We start from the raw sequence: 25,512 nt of genomic DNA, 5'->3' as shown, positions 1-25,512 counted from the left end.
TTATCTTATGGCCTTCATCCCACCACCTGTAAGGTGGTGGGACTTCGACCAATTTGTGTTAAATCTCTAGGTCCGATTTTTCTCCCAATTCATATAATGCACCTGCACGACCGACAATAAGCGGATCAACATTCCCCACCTGACTCTTGTCTCTGCCATCGTAGGGAAGTCTATTTAACACATAGCGCATGGCATTAAGACGGGCACGTTTTTTACAATCTGACTTGATGACAATCCAAGGGGATTCTGCGGTGTCAGTATTATAGAACATGGCTTCTTTGGCCAAAGTGTATTCATCCCATTTATCCAGGGAAGCCAAATCAATGGGAGATAACTTCCACTGCTTTAAGGGATGCGCTTCACGCTGAGCAAAGCGGCGACGCTGCTCATCACGGCTCACTGAGAACCAAAACTTGATTAAATGAATGCCCGAGTCAATTAAGTGTTTCTCAAACTCAGGAGTTTGGCGCATAAAAGTAGCGTACTCTTCTTCCGTACAAAAGCCCATTACCCGCTCAACGCCAGCGCGGTTGTACCATGAGCGGTCGAAGAACACCATCTCTCCAGCTGAGGGCAAATGCTGCACATAGCGCTGGAAGTACCACTGCCCCATCTCACGCTCGGTGGGTTTTTCTAGGGCCACAACTCGTGAGCTACGAGGGTTTAAATGCTCCATAAAGCGCTTGATAGAGCCGCCTTTACCGGCCGCATCACGCCCCTCGAAGATAATGACCACTTTTTTGTCATTTTCACGCACCCATTTTTGTAGCTTTAAGAGCTCAACTTGCAGGTGATACTTTTGTTTTTCGTAGTTTTTACGCGATAAGCGGTTTTTATAAGGATAGCCGCCTTCACGCCAGTTATCAGATAACTCATCGTCTCTTTTGGTGCCTGTTTTGACAGCATTGGCCAACGCATGATTGGCAAATAGATTTTTTAGCTTTTCTAGGTCATCTGGAGAAGCATCATGAATGAGCGATTGAATGCGATCTGATATCGCTTCGATATTGCCCTCTGCTAGTTGTTTTAGCAGTACCTGATCAATGACTTCTTTGGTCTTTATACGTGAGCTGTCTTTTTTCTTTTGGGTTTCATACTTTTCAATCTTTTTGGGATTGGTCACATAAGCGTCGCTAATTTTCTCAGACTTATTACTTTTTTTTGACATAGTCGCCCCTTGCTGTTAGCTTTAAAAAAAACATTACATAGTTTTATTTAATTATTATAGCAAGTATTTATAGTGGCTATTATCAAATTCTACTACTCATTACATGTTTTATGCTTACCTCAACTAAACCCTTAAAAATTTTATGGTTTAAACTATCAAGATAAATTTTAACCGCTAACATAGCGTCGTTAAGCAGCTAGAAGCCAATGAAATGCTGATAATGAGTATGGCTGCTTGGTGTTGCCTCTATGCGAACTGAATTTAACCCTCTATAATCCAAAGCAATGAGCGCTTTATCTCGATTATGGAAATACTAGGTGCCCCTATGAGTCGCATTGTTTTAAGCACATCCTCCTCTGGGCTTGATGATATGGATATCAAACATAACATTGAGCTTATTCGGTTGCGCATACACGTCAATAATGTTGAATTTATTGATGGAAAAAATATCAGTAGCGAGCGCTTGCAGCATCTTATGAATGAGGTGAGCCATTCCCCAGTACACACCTCTCCAGCGCCTGCGCATGAAGTGGCTATGATGCTAAGCGGCTTACAAAATAAAGGCGTAAAGGAGGTGTTTATCACCACCTTATCATCACAGGTTAGTGACAGCTATCAGATTATCAGTGAGGTCGCCCAAAGCTTTAAAGACAGCATGGACATCTACGTCTATGACACTAAGGATTTGAATGCGTGTGAAGCGCTACTTGCCTTAGAAGCAGATTATTTGATGCAGCAAAACTATGCTATGCAAGACATCGCCTCACGCTTAGATGCCCTACGCCGCAGCCATCATATGCTATTTGCTGCCGATGATTTATCCTACTTAATAAAAAACAAAAAGGTGTCTACCACAGCAGGATTTTTTGCCAATTTATTTAGCATCAAGCCGGTGTTGCAAGTCTCTGATGCAGGTGACGTGGTGCCGATTAGCAAAATCCGCAAAATAGACAAAGCCTTTGAATATATGGTCAACCAGTTTGAAAACGTGATACCGCGCGCCGATTCTTTCGCTTATGTCCTAAGCGCCGGACGACCCGATTTAGATAGCCGTTTTATTGCGATGCTCAAGCAAAAAACAGGCGTGACAGACATTGCGGTATTGCCAGTATCCGCCATATCCTTAGCCAATCATGGCCCTAGCGGCTTAGGCCTGTGTGTCTTTGAAAGCGATGTGCCCTCTGCTGCCAAGTTGTTTGCTAAATTTTAAGCTTGTAATACTAGACAATCAGATACGACAACTAAAAAACCTCGCCAAGACTGAACTAAACCGTCCAAGATTTGGGGGTCAGTTCATCGTAACGAGGTTTTTTGAGGGTATAAGTATCGGTGCCTGTCATGACACGATAAGGCAGTTAAAACTAGGCTTTTTTCACCACAGATGACTTAAGCTTCATTTGACCAAAGCCCTCTACTTTGCAGTCGATGTCATGATCATCAGGCGCGTCATGGATGAGACGAATACTTTTTACTTTGGTTCCCACTTTAAGCGGTGTCGATGACCCTTTTACCTTTAAGTCCTTGATAACAGTTACAGCGTCGCCATCTTGTAGCTCATTACCTACGGCATCACGGATAACGTTTTCAGTCTCTGCACTGTTACCGTCTGCTTCGGCAGCTGTCCATTCATGGGCACACATAGGACACACCAATAAAGCGCCATCTTCATACGTTAAATCAGAATCACAATTAGGGCAATTAGGTAAGCTCATTTTATCCTCATTTGAATCATTGAATTAATTTCGCTTAGTATTGTAGCGCAAACCACAAAATTTTGCTCAAACAGCGGTTGAAATATCTCAGCGTTGCCAAAATTAATCTCTCAATACCCCAAACTGTCATTACCCATTAAAACGCTTATAATAAAAGATGCCAGTACACAGCTGATTAAACCTCAAACAAAATATCTATTAAATCCAGTTCACTAAATAAGACATCTACTAAAAAGGATAGAGTTATGAGTAACTTAAGCTTTAAGCAAATCACGCTACAAGGTGATGATGCTGCAAAATTTCTTCAAAGCCAGATCACAGTAAACGTTAATAGGCTCACTGCAAGCTATCAGCCGGCGGCCATCGCCAATCTCAAAGGCCGCATTGAATTTGGACTTTGGATAAAAAAACAAGATGACAAACAATTTGATATCGTCATCAGCAGTGATTGCTTAGCACCGCTTCAGGCGCATCTAAAAAAATTTGGTGCCTTCTCTAAATTTACTATCTCAGAGCCCATCGACATCTATCCCTATGTGGGGGATGAAGCAGGACAAGCACAGCCCACCTTTAGCGAAAACGCTGATGAGCAGAACATGACCGATTGGATGTCTGCCAGTATCGCTACTGGTAACTACTGGATTACTGAGGCAACTCAGACGTTATTTCAGCCGCAAGAGCTACGCTTGCATCAGCGTGGCGGCGTAGACTACGACAAAGGCTGTTATTTGGGCCAAGAGGTCATCGCCCGTATTTACTTTAAAGCGGCGCCAAAAGCCTTCTTGCACCGAGTAAAAGGCACAGGAGCTGCCCCCAAAGCAGGCGAGAGCTTGGACAAAATTCAAGTGGTTAATGCCATTGATTTGGCCGATGGTTCAGGCTATGAGGCCTTAGTAGTGGCGCGTCCAGAACAGCTTGAGCAGGCGCAGCAGTTACACGTATTGGACTTACCACCAGCGCTACAAGCCAGCGTGGCACGTGACGCTTAAGCCAAGCACCACTTAGGCCACTGTCTAAGCTATCAGATCTAAGCTGACTCAGGTCAGATACCACAAAAAGCGATCCGAGGATCGCTTTTTGTTAGCTAGATTGTATCAAAATTAACCCAATGAGCTCAGTTAATCCCATTGTCTAACCTTAATTATTGAGCGGTTTGGCCTTTGTGCTCGCCTTTGGCTTTGTTTTTGAACTTAGCTTGACGCTCTTCACGCATCTGTTTTAGCGTCGCTTTTTGTTCAGGGGTTAAGATTTGTGCCATTGCGTGCTGAGCTTGAATGCGCTCAACGAACTGCTGCTTAGCAATGGCCGCCTGCCGATCGGCTAGCGTGTTTAAGGCAGTGGCATTGATAGTAGGACTGTTAATCAAAGCTTCGGTTTGAGCACGGGTCTGCTGCATCTGTGCTTGACGCTGTGCACGCTCACCTTGACGTTTTTCCATTTGCGCTTTTCTTAAAGCCTGCATCTGTGCTTTTTGCTGCTCAGTTAGGTTTAGCTTCTCAAAACCTGCACCTTTTTTGCCCATACGGCCCATTTCATGGCCACCTTTATGGCCTTTATACTGACCATGGCCACCTTGTTTATGCTGCATTTGAGTGGCTGGATTGGCTTGTGACTCTGAAACAGCGCTGGCTTGCGTGCAGCCTACCATTGCCAAACTACCTGATAGGGCCAATACTGAACCTAGTACGAATTTTTTCATATGAATCTCCATAATTTACTATTTGTTGGTGGGCCAAGCTTAATATCTAGCACTTGTCTCATCGTTAGCTACACATTAAATAACTGGCGTAATAAGTGATTAAATAGGCCGGTTACACAGGTCGCTCAGAGCAGGCCTGCTGTCTATGTGTGCCATAATAAGTCAATCCAACGTAACGTAGGTTGATGAAACTTTAAGAAAGGTAACAATTGCAACAATACTTCTCATCGCACTTGCTTGTGCTAAGAGCCATGTTTAGTATTCTAGGCACAGGCTGATTTTGCGGTTTTGCTCAGACAAGCCTCTTTTTGTAGACGCTTATTGACTCACTTTTTAGGAATTTTGTATGACACATATTTTATTAGGCGATGACGATAAAGAGCTGACCGATTTGTTACAGGAGTACTTGACCAATCACGGTATCCGCTGTGACTGCGCTTATGACGGGGAACAGGTGCTCAATAAGATAAGATCTCAGCCTTATGATTTAATCGTGTTAGACATCATGATGCCCAAGATTGATGGGTTAAATGTGCTGCGTCAATTACCGACCCTGACCCAGACGCCCGTTATTATGCTCACGGCTAAAGGTGATGAAATTGACCGTATCATTGGCCTTGAGCTGGGCGCAGATGATTATATTGCCAAGCCTTGTAATCCACGTGAGTTGTTGGCTCGCATCAATGCTGTTATCAAACGCACCACTATGCAGCAAAGTGATATTGTACCGCTGGAGCATGAGCGCCTACAGTTGGATCAAGTGCACCGTATCTGCACGGTAGATGGCGAGACGCTGCAAGTAACCGGAACTGAGTTTGACCTGTTGGTGGCCTTATTACAGCAGCAAGGCAATGTGGCAAGTAAGGAGTGGTTGTCGCAAACTGTGCTACAACGCGAGCTACAGCCTTTAGATAGAAGCCTAGATGTGCATGTCTCACGGCTTAGAAAAAAACTACAACCTTATCATGAAGACCCAATAAAAGCGGTGCGCGGTAAAGGCTACCAACTGGTTTTATAATCTTATGCTACCGGTTACGGCTTTATGTTGGCGTCCATTCACCCTACATCTAAAGTCACTGCTTTTATTTTTTGATGTTTTTAGCTCTCTAGTCTCTTAATCCGTAGGTTTTCATGAGTAACCCTACTACCAAACCACCTTTGCATCATAAGCTTAACCAGCCCCTAACCTTATTTTGGTGGCTTTTTTTGAGCATGCTCACCATCTTGCTGCTGACCTCAGCCCTGTCTGTGGGTATTGAACGCTGGATGAATGCCAAAGAGCTCAATAACCGGATGCAATTACAGATAGCACGCTTGCTTGTTGCTCGTCAAAATACTATGGCGGCGTTAAGCGAGGATGATTTAGACACAGTACGCCAACTGTATCGTGATGAGCGCCGGCTCATGGCGCAAATGCGTATTATCGATCAACAAGGACAAATTTTATTTCCAAAGTTTGGCCGCTTTCGCTCTGAGCATGAGCCTTTAGGCCCTCCTTCCCCGCCAGATAGGGACTCTGATAGCAGACCACCTCCAGAATTACCACCCCCCTTATCTGAGCCATCTTGGCAGCAGGTAAGCGCAGACGTGCTAAATTACCCAGAGCTTCAAGACACTACCGTGACCTCTGCCAGTGGTCAAACTTACACCGTGCAGCTGCAGCCTCGATTGTCGCTGCGTGATTTGGCTTCACTGCGTAAGGACCATACTTTAATCCGAGTGGTGCTTATTTTGGTGTTTAGTATTTTAGTGTGTTATTGGCTCAGTCAGGCACTCACCCGCCGTATTCATAGATTACAAAAGGCGGTGCACTTAATGAGTGAAGGCCGATTTAAGGCTGGTGAGGAGCTGACCGACTTGGGCAATGATGAGCTTGGGGCACTGGCTAAGGATGTCTCTAAGCTATCGACTCGCCTAGCTGACAGTGAGCTTGCGCGTAAGCAGATGCTCAGTGACATATCTCATGAGCTGCGCTCGCCGCTGGCTCGATTAGAGGTGGCCACAGAACTCACGCGCGACTTTGCGCCTGAGGCCAGTCATTATTTGGATCGAATCGAAAAAGAGTCAGCACGGATGAATGAGCTTATCGAGCACATCATTCGTATTCAGTCACTACAGATGCGTCAGTATGCTTTGGATATTGAAGCCTATCAGCCAGTGAACTTGTATGCACTGCTCGATGAAATAAGAGAAGATGTTTGCTTTGAGTTTCAAGATAAAAGGGTCACCTGGCAGTGGCAAACCTCATCCACTATCTTAGGCCTCAGTACGTCCTCACACCCTAAGCCCTCGGCTGTCAGCTCAAGTCATGAATCACGATCAGCTGCAATCAGCCGTCAAGCTACAGCTTACACCCTACTAGGTGATCAAGAGCAGCTACACAGCGCATTTGAGAACATTATCCGTAATGCCTATACTCACACAGCACCAAATTCAGTCGTGACTGTGGTGCTGCAGTCAATCATCGATGAAAAGACAAAAAACCCAGCCATAAAACTGCAAGTGATGGATGCTGGTGATGGGGTTGCAGACACCGATTTACAACGCATTTTTCAGCCGTTTGTGCGCCTTAGTGCGTCACGAGAGCGCTTAAGTCAAACGCCCACAGCGTCTGTCAATTCGCCGCAAAAATACAGTGGATATGGATTGGGTCTGGCAATAGCTCAAGCCATTGTCATCGCGCATCAAGGCAGACTGGTCGCTTACAATCGCCAAGATGGACACTCCGGTCTGGTTATTGAGGCCATTTTACCCATTCACAGCACGCTCGAATCGTAGCCCTTGAATCGTAGGCTAAAGCTACAAATAAAAGCAGTAGACACAACAAAGCCGCATAACTTTCGCTATGCGGCTTTTGCTGTTAGTCCTCCTGACAGTCTATATTAGCTACCCCATCCTAGAATAGTTAATCATAGCGAGCATCCTGCTCTGGTAATGCGCCCTATCCCTGCAAGCCTGCGCAGTATAGGTCATGTTGTGTCCTTAACCCTTCATGACGCTGCACCAACCTAGATGCTTTGTTCATGACTGTTATCTTTAATGGCTAAAACCAATTAACCCTTGAAGACAATTATTTATCCTTAGTACGGAAGATTTCATTGCAAACAATGTCACCACTCTATCCTTGAGTCACCATCCTTGATGCCGTACAGCTATAGTCTCAAATTAACCTTAGTAGCATAAGACGCAAAAAGCGCTTTGTGGTGTAAGCTTATGCTTACAAAATTAACAACCTTATCCTGTTATCTCCCCCTCTTGTGTGCTTTATTGTTGCTAAGCGCGCCTCATACCCAGAGTTAATAAGGGGTAAGCGCCAATAAGATATGTAAGCTATCTGGACTTTTCTACGGCTCATCTTTATGCTTTATTTTTTGGGCGCAAACAATAGCTGGGGTTATCTATTATATTTATCCATCAAAATAACAAATCCGCAAAAACAACAAAGCCGCACAACTTTCGTTATGCGGCTTTCGCTGGTTGTCATCCTGACAGTCTGTTATTGACTACCCCATCCTAGAATAGTTAATAATAGCGAGCTTCCTGCTCTATTTACGTCATTTACTCTTAACTTAATATCACATCCTGTGATTATCTCGTCTCAAGTTGGGTTTCCCTACTTAACTCATAAAGCTTGAAATAAATTTTTCGTCTTTACTTGTTAACCTTCATCCTTAATACGGTAGCGGTTAAGCACTCAATCCTTTGAGTCATCATCCTTGATGCCGTGAAGCTATAGTCTCAAATTACGTAGGTAAGTGTAAGTCGCCAAAGCGTCATGTGTTGTAAGCATATGCTTACATCGGTATTTAAAGGGCTGCGTCAACATAATTGTTAGCTAAAGTCACAATAGAAACCAAAACCTCATAAGAAGCCACTGATGATAAACACAGTTGATACACAGCATAGCTCACTAAAGCGCATAATGATTGAGCAGGTTAAGACAAGACTTACCTTAACCTAGTGAATTTTAAGATTTTTGAATAGTGGCTTTTGAATATAGCCAAAATATGAAGTAAAAGTCATCGCATATTTTTTACCCATAATAACTCATTAATAAATTATTAATAAAAACAAGGAACTATCATGAATAAAGATACCTTTAAAGGCGAATGGAAGCAGCTAAAAGGCAATATCAAACAACAGTGGGCCGAACTGACTGACGATGATTTGACCCATGCTGAAGGCAGCTTTGACAAATTAGTAGGTAGAATCCAGGAGCGTTATGGTGACACTAAAGAAAAAGTTGAGCAGCAAGTACATGACTGGCGTACCAAGCACGACGTCTAAGTCATGGCTATTGACTGATTAATTTGACCAGTTAGCATTTTATTAATTAATAATCTCATCAATTAATCATTTCATCAATTAATAAAGGAGGCTATCTGCCTCCCAGCAAGCTGTATGATCGCTATGAATGAGAAAAAATGATCTATTTTAGGTCGTTTTTTCCGTTGAAAGTGGACTGCTTACGGCACTCAATGAGCTTTAAGCTGAGCATACATATAGGTCAAAAACAACAAAGCCGCATAACTTTCGCTATGCGGCTTTTATTGTTGTCATCCTGACAGTCTATTGTTACCTGCTCCATCCTAGATTAGGTCACGCAAGTGAGCATCCTGCTCTGATCATTCCTTTTCTTTTTATCCTTAATTCTCACATCCTATGAGAATAAAGTAAAAAGTATGTATCCTTACCAAACCCATGACACAGTATCAATCTAGACACTCTGTTCATAGATGCTAATTAGAAAATTTAATCGAAGTCAAATTTTGTTCTTAGCGATTTATCCATAATACGGTAGCGGTTAAGCACTCAATCCTTTGAGTCATCATCCTTGATGCCGTTAAGCTATAATCTCAAATAAGCGCTGTGCGCGTAAGTCGCCAAAGCGTCATGTGATGTAAGCATATGCTTACAAAGCCTTATTTTTTGAGTAAGACACGATTAAAAAAATTGGTTAGCCCTTTTATTTAGGGCGTTAAGCACCCTAACTTGTGGTTAACGGCACAAAAATTTGATGACTCATTTTTTAAAAATATAAGTCGAATGAAATAAATCGTCCTTAGTACAGTGCTAAAAATACAGTGCCAAACCGCAAAAAAGCCCTAGTATTTTAAATACTAGGGCCTTGAGACGTCATTATTCTTGATTAGTGACTACTTGGCGCTGCGTAGCTCATCGAACTTTTGTAGCTTACGGGCATCAAGCATCAGCTTGGCCGCTTCAATCACGTATGCCTCTTCTTCTGGTAGCTTAGGACGCTCATCATTTTTTAGACGACTGCGCTCTTCGAACATGGCTTCGACAGCAGCTTGATACTCAGTCCAGCTGGCATAAGGCTTTTGACCGGTGGCCTTACGACGCGCATTCTCTGCATCTAAAGTTTTTTGCTCAATCTGTTTTTGATGTGCGCGGCGCTCAGTGATATTTAGCTTAACCGCATTTTTGTCATCTTCCATATTGCGTAATTTATTTAGCGTATCTAGATAAACAAACTGCGGATTGGTGGTTTGACGAATCTTGGACTGCTGATTTAAGGTCGCTAACGTCTTACTGCTAAATTTGCCTTCAGGCTTATAAGGCGAGGTCTTGATGGTGTCCCAAGCCATGGCATTTTTTTGGTCGCGCTCACTAAACTCAGCACCTTCATAGATATTGACTAAAGATACATCAGGCACTACCCCTTTATTCTGGGTACTGCCGCCTGTAATGCGATAAAACTTACGCTGAGTCAACGTGGCTGAGCCTAAGGCCAGACTATCTAACTGAATCTGAGCTGAGCCCTTACCGGTGGTGGTACTACCCACTACTAAGCCGCGGCCATAGTCTTGAATGGCAGCGGCGAAAATCTCAGAGGCAGAGGCTGATGCCATATTGGTAATGACCACCATATCGCCTGAATACAGCTGCTTACCACCATCTTCGTCTTGATAGACTTGCACGTTACCCTGGTTGTCACGAATCTGAACCAGCGGCCCTTCTTTAATAAATAATCCTAGCATTTTAGCCACTTCATCTAAGGAGCCGCCAGGGTTATTGCGTAGATCGACCACCAGGCCGTCAATGTTTTCTTTATTAAGCTTCTCAAGCTCTTTTTGAGTGTCGATACTCACGCTGCGGTAGTTTTGACCACTGCGGCGGGCTTGATAGTTTAGATAGAAGCTTGGTATTTCAAGCACACCGATGCGTTTTTCTTCCGTGCTGCCTTCAGGTTTTACCGTAATCACCCGATGAGTCACGCCCGCATCTTCTTGCTCAATCACATCACGGGTGATGACAATGGTACGTGCTGAGGCGTCAGGACTATTGGGCTGCTTAACTTTGATGGTCACATCTGTGCCACGTTTGCCGCGGATTAAGGCCACCACTTCACGAGTTGACCAGCCCACCACATCTTGCATATTCTCGCCATCTTTGGCCACAGCCATGATCAAATCATTGGGCTGCACTTTGCCTGATTTGGCAGCGGGTCCACCATCAACCAGGGTCACAATCTGGGTATAATCTGGGTTTTTACGATAAGGGCGAATAGACACGCCAATACCTTCTAATTGCAAGTTGGACTGCACTTGCATCTCGACCGATTGCACAGGGGCATAATAGTTGCTGTGCGGATCATAAGTTAAGGTGGCTGTATTTAGCACCGACTCCATGATCTCATCGCTCTTAATGCGCTGTAGCTGCTCTTGCTGACGATGCAAACGATTTAACAAAATCTCTTGTGGGCTTCTGTCCTCTCCTAAGATTAAGTCGTTACCTTTGGTCAGCTCAGGGTTTTTGGTATACAGCTCATCACGAGCCTTGTCTTCTTCTTGACCCAAAGTTAGATTGATAATCTGCAAAGTTAATTGACGGCCCCAATAGCCTTGTTGCTCTGAAGCACTCTTAAAGCGGGGTTCTTTTTCACGGTCAAGCACCACAGAATCATTGCGATTAAGATTGACAGGCTTACTTAAGAACTTATCGGCGAAGTTATAGTACTCATTTGATCGCTGGGTATAACGATTAAAAATTGCCTGTACTGCGCTGAGATCGCCCTGCTTTAATCTATCGGCAAAAGTTGCACCGTATTTGGTGGTTAATTCATTAATATCTGATTGCAAAAATAGAGTATGATTGGGGTCCAAACGGTCAAAATACATATCCAACACTTTACGGCCCATCGCCTCATCAAAGCGCTTATTGGAATAATGCGCTCTGTCTAATAAAGCGGCTACTTGGCGTGTGGTAAGCTTTTGCTCGGGTGTGGCAACAAAGGCGCTTTTATCCGCAGCCACAGCAGAGCTATAGCTGTGTGATAACACCACACCGGCCATACCAATGGCGGCGGCACTTAACACCAGCTGGGTTGGTTGAAATCTCATCAATTACTCTCTCTTATTCTTGTTACATTATGGATATAATGCCTTGATATTAGCATAACAAACTGCCCTTGAGTGTCTAAAACTGTATAAGCATTCTTACCTAATTTTATTACTGACGGTTTTGAAGCTCAAATGACGCCGGCAGTTGTTGGATATTGCTGTAATAATATGCCTAGGGTAATAATAACCAATTCATTTTTTATTTGAAATAAATTCTAAGGGGAAGCTTTATGTATGGGCCATTAATGATAGATGTGGCAGGCACCGAACTGACTGCCGAAGATCGCGACGTCCTAAGCTGTGAGCAGGTGGGGGGTGTTATTTTATTTGCCCGTAATGTCGAGACCCCCGAGCAAGTACGGCGGTTATGTGATGAGATTCATCAACAGCAGCCCGATATCATCATCGGTGTCGATCAAGAAGGCGGACGGGTGGCAAGACTGCGTCAAGGCTTTACCCCGCTACCAGCAATGGGAAAACTGGGTGATTTATTTGATTCAAACCCTTGTGGGGCGCTTAGCTTGGCTTACGACTGCGGCTATCTTATGGCCGCAGAGGTCATGGCGGTGGGCATTGACATAAGCTTTGCGCCCGTGCTTGATATCAATGGGGTCAGTCAAGTTATCGGCGATCGCAGCTTTCATGCGCGCACCGAAGCCATCGTGGCGCTTTCTTCTCAGTTTATGCGAGGTATGAAAGCTGCAGGCATGGCAACCACAGGCAAGCACTTTCCAGGTCATGGTTCCATTGCCCCTGATTCACATGTGGCAGATGTCATTGACAATCGCAGCTTTGAGCAGATTAAAGCGGTAGACCTGCAGCCCTTTATTCAGTGTCAGCCTTGGCTTGATGCCCTTATGCCCGCCCATGTTATCTTCTCTCAAGTAGATGATAAGCCGGCAGGATTCTCCAAAGTATGGCTACAAGACATTGCTCGAGAGCAATTGGGCTTCAATGGGGTGTTATTCTCAGATGACTTATCTATGAAAGCGGCACACGTGGCCGGTGATGTCAGTGCTCGAGTTACCGCAGCTTTAGAAGCTGGCTGCGACATGGCCTTAGTGTGTAATGATAGAGAGGCAGCGCTGCAAGCCATACAGACCGCAGCCCAGTTGCCCAAGCCCAATCAAACCCGGCTTGAAGCGATGCGTAGTCAGCTGCCTACTTGGCAAGGCTCACTAGAGGCCACTTGCGCCCAATTTGATTATTGGGCAGTGGCGAAACAAAATATTACGCAGGCTTTTTTTAACGAACCATTAGTGGCTGCGCAAGCAACCGATCCCACTGATTATAAGCGCTAAAGCCTTTAAAACTGATAACTGTATAACAGACAACCCATAAAAAAGACCGCCTCTAAAGGCGGTCTTTTTGTGTCAGCTGCTTGACCAACCACAGCAAGCAATACTGACGATACATTATTTATGGCTACTTATTTTATGGCGCTTAAAGCTAACCACTTACTGATTACTGAGCAGTGTCAGCTTGTGGCTCAGTTGTGGCCTCAGCAGTAGGTGCTTTGATATCTGCACTGTCTGATGGTGTTACAGTAATCGGTGTATCCATACCCGCTACACTTTCATCATATACCGTAAACTCGATACGACGGTTGCGGAATTTACCGTTTTCTGTTTCGTTAGTGGCCATAGGGTCTGTTTCACCCATACCTTTGGTCATTAGCTTAGCAGCATCGGCACCTTTAGATACCAAGTAGGCTTTTACCGCTTCTGCACGGCGCTGAGATAGATCTTTGTTATAAGCATCATCACCATCGCTGTCAGTATGACCTAAGATTAGCAGCTGCATATCAGGTACTTGCTTCATAACTTCTACCGCACGATCTAGTACCGCTTGGTTTTCAGCTGGGATGTCTGTTTTATCTACTGCAAAGTTAATAACTTGTAAGCTTAGTGCACGAGCCACATCTTTTGGATCTGGATTTTCACCTAGGTTATCCATAGCTGTCGTAGCATCTGCGATACTTTGTTTCACTTCAGCATCAAAGTCTACAGGACCGGTTGCAACGACATTAAGCTCCGGAGCAGCGGCTTTAATATCAGCCACTAGCTTGTCTAGCTGAGCTTGATCTGGCGCATCAATACGCACATCATTGCCTTCGATAATCACGTTAGCATTAGGTGTATTTTTGATGAGAGGTAAAATAGCAGCTAAGTGCGGTGCCGCTGGCATGTCAGTGGCAAAGCCATCATCGATGTCTGCGCGGCAGTTATCACCACCTGTGCCAAACACATCTTTTACAGCCGTCATTACTGTGTTGCTTAACTCTTCATTACCTGCATTGATACGACAAGCGAATAACTCATTGCCTTCGCCAGTAGCAAGACTTAACACTGCAGGTGCTAGCGCGGTATTACCGGTAACTGCAGGTTCAGCAGGCTGCTGTACCGTTTGCTCTGGTGTAGCCACAGGTGCAGGATCTTTTTGGCAACCTTTTAATAGTGCCCACGCTAGCGCCGCTAGGATAATTAAACCAATAATAGGCAATAATGCTTTTAAGAAGCCGCCACTTTCTTTTTCTTCACGTACCAAAGGCTCAGTACTGGTGGTATCAGAAATACGATGGCCAGCAGGTGTCGCTGTGGTATTGGTTGTGGTGGCATGAGCGGCATGAGCACCGGCTGCACTAGCGCCTAGGCCTAGTAGACCGGCAGGCAGAACGCTGGTTGCCCAAGTAGGGATATGATTACGATATGACTCTAGGTTATCACGTAAAAACTGAGGAATAGGTACACTACCCGCTAAGCTTTTGATTTCATTAAAAGCCAAAGGCGCTGCTGAAGCTATCAGGCCCTTTACTGAAATGGTATCTACGTTATTATGAGCCGCTAATTCTTCAGAAATGTGATTTTTTTGGCCTTCATCAGTCCATAGACGATCGAACAGACCTAAGTCATCACGATGAATCTCTTGTGAGCCTACACGAGTAAAGCTCTCCTGATCGGCTAGTTTAGCGATGAATAAAGCGTAAAACTGCTTTAATAAGCTTTCGTTTTGTGGGTTATGATTGTCAGCCAGAACAGCTGGGGTAACGGTACGAGCCAAGTGACCAATAATATCCATGAGTAACTCTCCTAAAAAATTAAAAAATATCGGGTAAACAGCAGTTAAAGGGAGCAGATTAATTGTTATTAACTTAACGTCTAATGAACGCCTAAAGCCGAGGTTGTTTATAGTTATTACGACCAATTAAACCCTATTGATGTATTTAACTAAAGCGCTGTTTACCAAACTTGCATACTACAATACGCTATCTTTTTTCAAATTCCGTTATAGTAAAGTAAAGTCTAAGTTAAGGCTTGTTACAGAAACGTGAAATGGTGACAAACTGATAATAAATGAACCTAGAATCTCACACTAAAACTGGTGTAAATAACAACTAACCTCTTAGATAAAAAGTATCCTAGCCTAATGATGAGTTGATATAACCCTATAGCACCATCAATTTGGCTTATATCGCTGCATATATCATATATCATAGGACATCTCATTTTAGTAAGGACATCTTTTGAACAGTTTACTTAGTAGCCATACCACCTTGATTATTATCATCACCGTTATTGTCAGCTTATTGGCCTGGCAAAACAAAGAGATGATGAGCAAGCTTATTTTTTATCCACCTGCGGTGAATAAAGGCGAATGGTATCGCTTTATTACCCACGGCTTCGTTCATGCTGACAGTACTCACCTACTGTTTAACATGTTTACCTTATATTTCTTTGGCCGCGCAGTAGAACGCTTTTTTAATCAATTTTTAGGTGGTTTTGGGTTTATTGCTGTGTATTTAGGCGCCATTATCGTGGCCATGATACCCAGCTATTTGCAGCACAAAAATGATCCACGCTATCGCAGTCTTGGCGCTTCGGGCGGGGTATCGGCCATTTTATTCTCCTTCATATTAATGGCACCTTGGAGCATGCTGTATTTGTTTGCTATTGTGCCCATCCCAGCCATCGTATTTGCCATCGCTTATGTTGGCTATAGCATTTATGCCAACAACAAGGGCAACTCAAACATCAACCATCTGGCTCATTTATGGGGCGGTGCCTTTGGTGTGGTGGCCACCATTTTATTATCGCCCAGTGTTTTGGGTCACTTCTTTAATGCCTTGATGCATCCAAGTTTTTAGCAGTGCCTAATGACACCGTGACTCACAATCAAGTATCTAAGTTAGTGACAACGTTAGTGACGTCCACAAAAAAAAGGAGCGCTAAGCGCTCCTTTTTTGTGGACAATGGGTGTGTTTATTAATTTAGCGTTTGACTCGGCGACTTAAAAGCGTGATGTGACCAGCTTACTTTTTGCGATAAGCATCTTTCAGACCCAGAATAATCAAATCAATCGCTTCGTTATTGCCGTCACGAGCAGCTCGGCGCATTAAAGAAGATGGCGCATGCACTAACGTCTGAGTAAGACGGCGGGTCAACTCTGTCATGACCTCCTCTGCAGTCGCCTCTGAGGTTCTCAGCTCATGCAATGCTTCATTTAATACAGCTTCGGCCTTTTGTGCAGCAAGGGCACGGTAATCATGGATATCTTGACCTACTTTGCGTACCTGGAAACGGCGCTCAATCTCAACCACCAAGTGACTAACCAAAAGCTCTGCCTCTACCGCCGCCTGACGACGCTTCTCTAGGTTGCCGGCAATCACATGTTGCAAGTCATCAATAGAATACAAGTACACATCATCAAGCTTACCTACGCTTGGATCGATGTCTCTAGGCACTGCTAAATCTACCATGAGCATGGGTTTATAGCGGCGTTTTTTTAATGCGCGGCGAGTCATGGCCTTGTCAATGAGCATGTCCATACTACCGCTACAGCTGCTCACGATATCGGCTTGATACAACAAAGAGTCCAGCTCTGTGAGCGGGTGCACTTCAATCTGTATACCCAAGTGCGCAAGCTCTTGCGCCAGAAGATTGGCACGCTCCGGCGTACGGTTACAGATTAAGATACGTTTAACCCCAAGCCCAGCGATATTCTGTGCCACCAAGCGGTTCATTTCACCTGCGGCAATCAATAAAAAGGTAGTTTCTTCCGGACGATCAAAAATTTGGGTGACAAGCTTAGAGGCCGCGTAGCCCAAGGAGATGGCCTGAGTACCCACATCCGTCTCATTTCGCACTCTTTTTGCCGCAGCGAATATTTGCTCCACTACCCAGTTTAGCTGATTGGTCAAAAAACCTTGTTCTTTGGCCTGGTTGACCGATCGTTTGATCTGACCGAAGATTTGTGGCTCCCCTAAAATCATAGAGTCCAAACCGGCTGCTACGCGCAGCATATGGGTGAGCGCTTGACCATCGACGTAGTCATATAAATAAGGGCGGGTCTCTTCAAGAGGTACTTGCTTAAAGTCTGCCAGCCACGTGATCAGTTGCTCCGTTAAATCAACGGTGCTCACAGGCTCATCAGCCAGCGACAAATCGCTTTGCTTACTCAAGGCAGCATCAGAATTGGCAAGTAACTGGGTGCTGGGCGCTAAAGCATAAATCTCAGTACGGTTACACGTTGAGATGATCAAACTGCCTGCGGTGATTTGTTGCAATTGTGCTTGCGCCACCTGGATGTCGCCGCCCACAAATGCTAACCGTTCACGCAAGGCGACGGGGGCAGTTTTATGGTTCACACCGATGACAACAAGATTCATGTAAAATCTACCCATTAGTTAGAGATTAAGCCGTCAACATTCCGTGCAATTAGCCTTTGCTAACTGCATACCATGAATGGGCATTCACTGTGATACCTGTACGGACAGACACGCACCCATTTATCACCGCTTAATAAATGCGGTAGTATAACAGATGCTCTAAACCGGTAATTATAGCATTGAATGCCTATTCAATCACGGTCTGTACAGTTTATCCTATACAGCCGGCTGATTAATAATGACCCCTAGCGGAATAAACGTTAAATATCAACACGATTCAATAAAAGCGTGGGCAATATATCCCCTCATCACCGTCAGCTTCGACTGGCTTAGGTTACTTTCATTATGAGCGCACAAAATACTTTTCACCCCACTGTCTATCTTGGCACAGGGGGTTATAGCGATACAGATATGCTGGGTACGCTCTATCCACTTGGTACCAAAAAAACCGACTTTTTAAGCGAATATGCCAAGCACTACGGCGCGGTTGAGATTAACAGCAGCTTTTATGCTCCGCTCGGACAAAAGGCGTATGAGGGCATGCTGAGAAAATCGGAAGCTAAGATAAAATTTGCCATAAAACTGCATCAAGACTTTAGTCATACCCTAAAAGCCACACCCGAGCATGCCGAGGCCTTTATTGAGGCAATTCAGCCCTTAATTGAGGCCGACTGTTTAGCGCCTTTATTAATTCAGTTTCCACACGGCTTTGATCGTACCCGTGAGCACCGCCTGTATTTGGCCAAGCTTGCCGATTGGTTTCATGACTATCCACTGGCTGTTGAGTTTCGTCATGCCAGCTGGCACATCGCTCAAGTAGAGCACAGCTTTCAAAAATTTGGGCTGATATGGTGCAGTGTCGACTACCCTCAAGTTAAGGGTCTGCCCAACTCTCGGCTGCTATTCACCCAAAGCACTGTGCAACACAACACGGCTAAGCGTATCGGCTATTTGAGGATGCATGGCAACAATCTCAACTGGTGGGATGCTATGTCAGCCAGTGAGCGTCATGATTATCGCTATACGCCTCAAGAGATGCAAAACTGGGCTCAAGCCATTGCCAATCAGCGCCAGCACTTCGATGAGTTGTACGTGTTTTTTCAAAACTCCACCAACGCCCATGCTTATTATAATATCGCCATGTTACGTGAAGCATTACAAGCCTTGCAGTTTCAAGTGCTATAAGCGCTATCAGTGCTGAAAGTGCTGCTGGTATAAAAAAAGGATACCCGAGGGCATCCTTTTTTATTGAGTCTAACACTGAAACATTGAGAGTAAATAACTTATTCTTCAACGCCTGCGTCTTGACCTTTGTACTTAGCGTTTGCGTAATCCCAGTTAACCAACTTCTCTAGGAAAGTGTCAACATAGTCAGGACGACGGTTACGGTAATCGATGTAGTAAGCATGTTCCCATACGTCACAAGTTAGAACCGCTACTTTACCGTGTGCTAGTGGTGTATCAGCGTTGGCAGTTTTCATGATAGACAGTTTGCCGCCTACAGAATCTGCTACCAACCACGCCCAACCTGAACCGAACTGTGAAGTGGCTGCGTTTTTGAACTCTTCACGGAACTTGTCGTATGAACCGAAATCTTCTTCGATTTTTGCTTTTAGATCACCAGTAGGTTCGCCGCCACCATTATCTGGAGTCATGCAGTTCCAGTAAAAAGTATGGTTCCAAACTTGAGCAGCTTGGTTGAACATGCCTTGCTTGCTGTCATCTTTAGCAGTGGCAGTGATGATTTCGTCAAGCGCTTTGCCTTCAAGACCAGAACCTGGTAGCAATTCATTTAGCTTGTTGACATAAGCAGCATGGTGCTTGTCATGGTGAAATTCTAAAGTTTCAGCACTGATGTGTGGCTCAAGTGCGTCTTTTGCATAAGGAAGATCTGGTAGAGTAATGTTTGACATATTATATTATCCTTTGGCTGTGTTAGCCTGTTCTTAACAATCTTTTTGACTGTTATGATGCTCATGCTAAAACGCATATCACATCAGGCTAAGTGGCTTGTTTTTATTAAAAATTCCTAATGTCGTAATGTCTTTACTACTCATCCGCTCTCTTATATGAAACATTGAAATCGCACAAATATAAGCGAATAATTGAAAGACCATTACTAATATATGCACTCTTAATTAGTCAATCAAGTGTGCATTACTACTACAATCATAACCTCTAAACGAGCATAGTCTCTAAACGAGACCTAAACAATCTAGCTGGTTGAAAGCTGATTACTTTAAGCTGATATTTAACTACCAACTAAAGATTATGATCGCTAAGTCTTGCCGTATACTATAGCAAAGCAAATCATCAAACTCAGTTACTGAATGTTATATCTTGCGTTAATTTATTAATTTCTACGATTAGTAAAATCAATCACACCTTGGTTTATCGACAAATGTGTGGTTTTCATGATGATGTAAAATGACAAAGTCCATGACAGATAAAGTTATCAAATATAATCAAAATAAAATCTAACCTTTTATCTCATACTGTAATTCATCATCCTCTTTTATAACATTATTTATCCGTCTTTTGACAAGCAATTTTTTAATAACTAGCAATCTTTTAATAAGCAATAGGATTATAACAATGAATGACCAAGCCAATGGCTCAACGACCCAAGCTATGCAGTGGATATTAGCCAGTAATAATAAAGGCAAACTCAGTGAGTTTAAGCGTCTGTTTAATCAGGCCGATCTTAATATTGATATCGTACCTCAAGGTGAGCTTGATATAGAAGACGCGGTTGAGGATGGCTTAAGCTTTGTGGAAAACGCCATTATTAAAGCGCGCCATGCCAGTCGTTTAAGTGGCAAACCCGCTATTGCTGATGACTCAGGGTTATGTGTACCTGCCCTAGGTAATGCGCCTGGTATCTATTCTGCACGGTATGCCGGCGAGCACGGCAATGATGCCAATAACAATGCCAAGTTGTTAGCAGATTTACTGCCACTGCGTCATAAAAACCCAAATGCCCCTATCACAGCATATTTCGTCTGCGTGTTGGCCTTAGTGCGTCACGCCGATGACCCGTTACCTATTCTTGCCCAAGGCCTGTGGCAAGGCGAGATACTTGAGGCGCCTCAAGGTGAGCATGGCTTTGGCTATGACCCGCTATTTTGGGTACCTGAGCTGAAATTGACTGCAGCACAAATGCCGGCCGAGCAAAAAAATGCCATCAGTCACCGAGGACGCGCCATGCAAAGCTTGCTACAACAGTTGTCCGCACAGTAGCGCTACACAGCTTATAATCGGCTTTAAAACTGAGTAATTTTTACTTTATTTTTACTTTGATAGGCTGATAGACTATACTGTTCTACTTTTATAATTTTATAGCGGTACCAGTTGTACCACGGCTACACCATAAGCTGTGCGTGCTTTGCTGCTATTGAGCCTTAAGTGTGTGCCCCTTGAGTCACCAAGGCCACCTCCTTTTAGATCAGATGGCTAGTGGGATGCGTGGTATTTACTCACAGATGAGTCACCACTTTTTGGCTATCTATTTATTAAAACCAGTTTTAGCGTTATATTCTTGGCAATTCTCATGCTCTATATATCAAATTGATTGATCTGATATAAAATGGGTATTGCTTATCATTAAAATCAAACGATTAACATACAGGGTTAATAACCATGGCAAAAGATCTACAAGTAACGACCAGCAAGGTCAATGACAACCAAACACAACTTACTGTAAAAGTGCCTGTTGAACAAATCCAAAACAAAGTGGAAGGCCGTATCCGCAATGTGGCAAAAACTGCCAAAATTGATGGTTTCCGTAAAGGTAAAGTGCCTGTTTCACACATCCGTGCCCAATATGGTGCTGGTATTCAGCAAGAAGTGATCAACGATGTGATCCGTGACACCGTATTTGAAGCGATTAAAGCTGAAGACGTGCGCGCTGTTGGCATGCCAAACATTGATGATGTAAAACTAGAAGATGAATTCTTAGTATATCAAGCCACAGTTGAAATCTTCCCAGAAATCAAAGTTGAAGGCATGAGCGACATCAAAGTTGAGCGTCACACAGCGACCATCACTGATGAAGACGTTGACACCATGATTGAAAACCTTCGCAAACAGCGTCAAGAATTCGCTGAAAAAGAAGGCGCTGCCGATGAAGGCGATCAAGTTACTTTTGATTTCGAAGGTTCTATCGACGGCGAAAAATTTGAAGGCGGCTCAGCTGAAGACTTCAAACTTGTGTTAGGTAGCGGCCAAATGATTCCAGGCTTCGAAGACGGTATCAAAGGTCTTGCTGCTGGTGAAGAAAAAACCATCGACGTGACCTTCCCAGAAGACTACCAAGCTGAAAACTTAGCAGGTAAAGAAGCTCAGTTCAAAATCAACGTGAAAAAAGTTGAAGAAGCCAAACTGCCAGAAATCAACGACGAATTCTTAGAATTATTCGGCGTAAAAGAAGGCGGCGTAGAACAGCTTAAAACTGATGTTCGCAAAAACATGACGCGCGAAATCAAAAACGCTGCCCGTAATCAAGTCAAACAAGCTGCCTTTGATGCGCTACTTGAAAAGAACGAATTTGACGTACCAAGCGCTATGGTTGACCAAGAAGTTGACCGTCAACGTAACCTAATGATGCAGCGCTTTGCTCAGCAGTTCGGCGGCAATGCTAACAGCATCGACAAAGACATGTTGCCACGTGAGCTATTTGAAGAGCAAGCCATCCGTGCGGCCCGTCTTGGCGTTCTAGTATCACGCGTTATCGAAGAAAACGATCTGAAAGTTGACCAAGAGCGTGTTGAGACTTTCATCAAAGAAACGGCTGAAAACTACGAAGATCCTCAAGAGGTTATCGAGTACTACACCAATGATGCACAGCAGCGCGCTAACATCGAGTCTGTAGTATTAGAAGACCAAGTGGTCGACTTCTTACTTGAGCAAGGCAAAGTCACTGACAAAGAAGTTGGTTACCAAGAGCTTCTAGCCTCTCAGCAACAAGGCATGATGTAATCATTCAAAAGTTGTTTTGGCGTTAGGTCTTAACTTTTGAAACCAAAAATGCCCCAGCTAAATTAGTTGGGGCATTTTTTATGGCCTGTCACATGAGTTATGGCCTGTCACACTAGTTATAGCATGCCGCAATAACTGACGGTCAGTGCAGGCAACTCCCTTTCATCAGCCTCAGGCTTGCATGAGCTGACAAGATGAGCTTTATGACACTATGTGATAAAGTGGGGGAACCCATTAGCCCATTAAAATTATGTATTAATCGGTCATCATCAAGTAAGATAACCAGGTTAATATAAGCTTGGCGCTTGATTTATCGCCAACCACCCCAAAATATAACTATATCAGACAGGCTCAAGCCGACATTCGGCGCTATAAAAGCCTGATTAACACAGCCGCTTACTTAGAATGATCATCAAAAAATTGTAAAATTGACCAATCCACAGGGAATATATATGACTCACCAAAACACCCAACAAGATATCGAACGTATTATTAACAACCCTCACTTTGAGACATTGGTTGCTGCCCATGATGTGGTATTAAGAAACATGCGTGATGCGACGGTTAGCGTTCCGCAAGCAGCATTAGTGCCTATGGTTGTGGAGCAATCTGCCCGTGGTGAGCGCTCATTTGATATCTACTCGCGCCTACTTCGCGAACGGGTTATCTTTTTGACCGGTCAAGTTGAAGACAATATGGCCAACCTAATTGTGGCGCAGATGCTGTTTTTGGAAGCAGAAAATCCAGAAAAAGACATCCATTTATACATCAACTCACCCGGTGGTTCAGTGAGTGCGGGTCTGGCCATGTTCGATACCATGAACTTCATCAAGCCTGACGTATCAACCATTTGCATGGGCGGTGCTTACAGCATGGGCTCATTCTTATTGGCCGCTGGTCAAAAAGGCAAACGCTATGCCCTAGCCAACTCACGTGTGATGATTCACCAGCCCTCAGGTGGCGCACAAGGTCAGGCAACTGATATCGAGATTAATGCTCGTGAAATCCTAAAAATCCGTGACCGCCTAAACCGCATCTTAGCTGAGCGCACCGGCCAGCCACTAGAAAAAATTGAAAGAGATGTTGAGCGTGATTACTGGCTAGATGCTCAAGAAGCCAAAGCATACGGCTTAGTTGACGAAGTATTAGAGCGTCGCCCAGAAGAAGCCAAATAACCCCGTACCCCGTGTAAGCTCTGCTAATGATCAATATGGATGATTCGCAGAGCCGGAAGCAGCCAGATAAATGGCTGCCTAACCGGTTAAAATCGTATTAAATTTACCCCTCCTGCACCCACCTTGAGTGATGGCCCTGTTATTAGGCTTATGGCATTCAAAGCTGGGTTTTGAGGGCGAAGCACTTATTAAGGAGCGCCAAGCATGGCAAAGGACAAAACACCACAGTGTTCATTTTGTGGTAAAAAGAAAGACGAAGTTGCCCAGCTGATTGCAGCGGATGACGCCAATATCTGTAATGAATGTGTGGCGCTATGCACAGACTTAATTGAAGAGGGCGACTTAAATACTGTCGACTCAGAAGACGGTGAAGTGAACACGTGGCTGACCAAAAAGCTGCCTACGCCAAAAGAGATTCGTGAACATCTAGATGGTTATGTGATCGGTCAAGAAACCGCCAAAAAGGCATTATCAGTGGCCGTTTATAACCATTACAAACGCTTAAAAGTAGCCGCTAAATTGGCCGAAGATAAAAAGCAGGCCAAATTGGGCGCTGATGATGCCATGGTTGAGCTGTCAAAAAGTAACATCTTGTTGATTGGTCCTACCGGCTCGGGTAAAACCTTATTGGCGCAAACCCTAGCACGTATGCTGGATGTGCCGTTTGCGATGGCCGATGCCACCACCTTAACCGAAGCCGGTTATGTGGGTGAAGACGTTGAAAATATCGTACAAAAGCTGTTGCAAGCTGCTGATTATGATGTCGAAAAAGCGGAGCAAGGCATTATCTACGTCGATGAGATTGATAAAATCAGTAAAAAAGGCGAGAACATGTCTATCACCCGTGACGTATCGGGCGAAGGCGTGCAGCAAGCGCTACTCAAATTAATTGAGGGCACGGTTGCTGCCATTCCACCCCATGGTGGCCGCAAACATCCCAATCAAGAGCTTATCCAAGTTGATACCAGTAATATCTTAATTATTGTTGGCGGTGCTTTCTCAGGTCTTGATAAAGTCATTCAGCAGCGTACCGAGAAAACTGGCATTGGCTTTAACGCTGAAGTTAAGTCAAAAGATGATGGTAAGCAATTGTCTGAACTGTTTAAGCAAGTAGAACCTGAAGATCTGATTAAATTTGGTCTTATTCCAGAATTAATCGGCCGTCTACCAGTCATAGCAACGCTTGAAGAGCTCGATGAAGAGGCATTAATGCAGATTTTAACTGAGCCGAAAAACGCCATTGTTAAACAGTACCAGTACTTGTTTGAAATGGAAGATGCTGAGTTAAGCTTCACTGAAGCGGGACTAAAAGCCATTGCTCACAAAGCAATGGAGCGTAAAACAGGTGCCCGTGGTCTGCGCTCAATCGTAGAGAACGCACTGCTAGATACCATGTATGAGCTGCCTTCTATGAGCGATGCGAAGCAGGTTGTGGTCGATGAAGATGTTATCAATGAGGGCGCAGCCCCTAAGATTGCTTAATCAGCCCTTAAGCTGTAATAAGCCTTTATGACCGCTGTTATCTTAGCGGCCCTAGCTTTATCCAAAAAACGCTTGCCTTAATCGGTGAGCGTTTTTTTATGGCTATTTTCTGATGCCACTTGTTAATTGTTATTTTCTTATGCCACTTTTTTATTGCCACTTTCTTATTGTCACTGGCTATCAACTGGCCTATGATGACAGGCACAATTGCAATAATTTTAAGCAGCTTTACATACACTGCCCAATGAACGCTCAAGGATGATACCGCAT

General features: G+C 44.1%; 19 protein-coding genes. 12 read left to right on the top strand and 7 right to left on the bottom strand.

Annotation, left to right across the window (positions count from 1 at the left end; genetic code table 11):
• Nucleotides 1-58 precede the first annotated feature (58 nt).
• A complete protein-coding gene (gene ppk2, locus DLE54_RS01630; protein WP_011959613.1) occupies nt 59-1,168 on the bottom strand; it encodes a polyphosphate kinase 2 in 1,110 nt (369 codons plus the stop codon).
• A gap of 325 nt (nt 1,169-1,493) precedes the next feature.
• On the opposite strand from ppk2, the gene DLE54_RS01625 reads away from it, so the two are divergent.
• On the top strand, nt 1,494-2,378 hold the full coding sequence (locus DLE54_RS01625; RefSeq protein WP_110816041.1) for a DegV family protein: 885 nt from the start codon (nt 1,494-1,496) through the stop codon (nt 2,376-2,378).
• A gap of 151 nt (nt 2,379-2,529) precedes the next feature.
• On the opposite strand, the gene DLE54_RS01620 is transcribed toward DLE54_RS01625, so the two are convergent.
• The gene (locus tag DLE54_RS01620; protein WP_110816040.1) at nt 2,530-2,880 is read right to left on the bottom strand and encodes a zinc ribbon domain-containing protein YjdM; all 351 of its coding nucleotides are present in this window, start codon (nt 2,878-2,880) and stop codon (nt 2,530-2,532) included.
• Between the two features lie 245 nt (nt 2,881-3,125).
• On the opposite strand from DLE54_RS01620, the gene DLE54_RS01615 reads away from it, so the two are divergent.
• Nucleotides 3,126-3,869, top strand: a complete 744-nt coding sequence (locus tag DLE54_RS01615; protein WP_110816039.1) for a YgfZ/GcvT domain-containing protein — start codon at nt 3,126-3,128, stop codon at nt 3,867-3,869.
• A gap of 152 nt (nt 3,870-4,021) precedes the next feature.
• On the opposite strand, the gene DLE54_RS01610 is transcribed toward DLE54_RS01615, so the two are convergent.
• Complete coding sequence (locus DLE54_RS01610; RefSeq protein WP_110816038.1) at nt 4,022-4,579, bottom strand: Spy/CpxP family protein refolding chaperone; 558 nt, start codon at nt 4,577-4,579, stop codon at nt 4,022-4,024.
• Between the two features lie 346 nt (nt 4,580-4,925).
• Between DLE54_RS01610 and DLE54_RS01605 the strand changes: the two genes are divergently transcribed.
• From DLE54_RS01605 to DLE54_RS01595, 3 genes are all read left to right on the top strand, one after another.
• Nucleotides 4,926-5,597 (top strand): response regulator transcription factor, encoded by a 672-nt coding sequence (locus DLE54_RS01605; RefSeq protein ID WP_110816037.1) that lies wholly within the window; start codon nt 4,926-4,928, stop codon nt 5,595-5,597.
• Between the two features lie 113 nt (nt 5,598-5,710).
• Nucleotides 5,711-7,357 carry a sensor histidine kinase gene (locus DLE54_RS01600; RefSeq protein WP_110816036.1) on the top strand — a complete coding sequence of 549 codons (1,647 nt, stop codon included), beginning with the start codon at nt 5,711-5,713 and terminating at the stop codon, nt 7,355-7,357.
• A 1,305-nt stretch (nt 7,358-8,662) separates the two neighbouring features.
• On the top strand, nt 8,663-8,866 hold the full coding sequence (locus DLE54_RS01595) for a CsbD family protein (RefSeq protein ID WP_011959605.1): 204 nt from the start codon (nt 8,663-8,665) through the stop codon (nt 8,864-8,866).
• 869 nt (nt 8,867-9,735) lie between these two features.
• On the opposite strand, the gene DLE54_RS01590 is transcribed toward DLE54_RS01595, so the two are convergent.
• Entirely contained in the window at nt 9,736-11,943 is a 2,208-nt protein-coding gene (locus DLE54_RS01590; RefSeq protein ID WP_110816035.1) for a carboxy terminal-processing peptidase, read from the bottom strand.
• A gap of 230 nt (nt 11,944-12,173) precedes the next feature.
• Between DLE54_RS01590 and nagZ the strand changes: the two genes are divergently transcribed.
• Nucleotides 12,174-13,244 carry a beta-N-acetylhexosaminidase gene (gene nagZ / locus DLE54_RS01585; RefSeq protein WP_110816034.1) on the top strand — a complete coding sequence of 357 codons (1,071 nt, stop codon included), beginning with the start codon at nt 12,174-12,176 and terminating at the stop codon, nt 13,242-13,244.
• 163 nt (nt 13,245-13,407) lie between these two features.
• Here nagZ and DLE54_RS01580 read toward each other — a convergent pair whose 3' ends face one another.
• Nucleotides 13,408-15,021: an OmpA family protein gene (locus DLE54_RS01580; protein ID WP_110816033.1), complete on the bottom strand. Its 1,614-nt coding sequence runs from the start codon at nt 15,019-15,021 to the stop codon at nt 13,408-13,410.
• Between the two features lie 445 nt (nt 15,022-15,466).
• Here DLE54_RS01580 and DLE54_RS01575 point away from each other — a divergent pair, with 445 nt between their 5' ends.
• Nucleotides 15,467-16,087 carry a rhomboid family intramembrane serine protease gene (locus DLE54_RS01575; RefSeq protein WP_110816032.1) on the top strand — a complete coding sequence of 207 codons (621 nt, stop codon included), beginning with the start codon at nt 15,467-15,469 and terminating at the stop codon, nt 16,085-16,087.
• Nucleotides 16,088-16,252: 165 nt separating this feature from the next.
• Here the strand turns inward: DLE54_RS01575 and hemA are convergent, their stop codons facing one another.
• On the bottom strand, nt 16,253-17,608 hold the full coding sequence (gene hemA / locus DLE54_RS01570) for a glutamyl-tRNA reductase (RefSeq protein WP_110816031.1): 1,356 nt from the start codon (nt 17,606-17,608) through the stop codon (nt 16,253-16,255).
• A 345-nt stretch (nt 17,609-17,953) separates the two neighbouring features.
• On the opposite strand from hemA, the gene DLE54_RS01565 reads away from it, so the two are divergent.
• Nucleotides 17,954-18,793, top strand: coding sequence for a DUF72 domain-containing protein (locus DLE54_RS01565; protein ID WP_011959599.1), 840 nt, complete (start codon nt 17,954-17,956; stop codon nt 18,791-18,793).
• A gap of 98 nt (nt 18,794-18,891) precedes the next feature.
• On the opposite strand, the gene DLE54_RS01560 is transcribed toward DLE54_RS01565, so the two are convergent.
• Complete coding sequence (locus tag DLE54_RS01560; protein WP_011959598.1) at nt 18,892-19,521, bottom strand: superoxide dismutase; 630 nt, start codon at nt 19,519-19,521, stop codon at nt 18,892-18,894.
• 682 nt (nt 19,522-20,203) lie between these two features.
• Between DLE54_RS01560 and rdgB the strand changes: the two genes are divergently transcribed.
• The 4 genes from rdgB (at nt 20,204) to clpX (ending at nt 25,242) form a co-directional block, all read left to right on the top strand.
• Nucleotides 20,204-20,848, top strand: a complete 645-nt coding sequence (rdgB, locus tag DLE54_RS01555; RefSeq protein WP_110816030.1) for an RdgB/HAM1 family non-canonical purine NTP pyrophosphatase — start codon at nt 20,204-20,206, stop codon at nt 20,846-20,848.
• Between the two features lie 399 nt (nt 20,849-21,247).
• On the top strand, nt 21,248-22,585 hold the full coding sequence (gene tig / locus DLE54_RS01550) for a trigger factor (RefSeq protein WP_110816029.1): 1,338 nt from the start codon (nt 21,248-21,250) through the stop codon (nt 22,583-22,585).
• A 548-nt stretch (nt 22,586-23,133) separates the two neighbouring features.
• Nucleotides 23,134-23,760, top strand: a complete 627-nt coding sequence (gene clpP, locus DLE54_RS01545) for an ATP-dependent Clp endopeptidase proteolytic subunit ClpP (RefSeq protein WP_041773439.1) — start codon at nt 23,134-23,136, stop codon at nt 23,758-23,760.
• Between the two features lie 204 nt (nt 23,761-23,964).
• A complete protein-coding gene (clpX, locus tag DLE54_RS01540) occupies nt 23,965-25,242 on the top strand; it encodes an ATP-dependent protease ATP-binding subunit ClpX (protein ID WP_011959594.1) in 1,278 nt (425 codons plus the stop codon).
• The last annotated feature ends 270 nt before the right edge of the window (nt 25,243-25,512 follow it).

The organism is Psychrobacter sp. YP14, assembly GCF_003209315.1.
Classification (GTDB): domain Bacteria; phylum Pseudomonadota; class Gammaproteobacteria; order Pseudomonadales; family Moraxellaceae; genus Psychrobacter; species Psychrobacter raelei.
The sequence above is the reverse complement of the archived record's forward strand: the minus strand, read 5'-3'. Positions and strand labels throughout refer to the sequence as shown.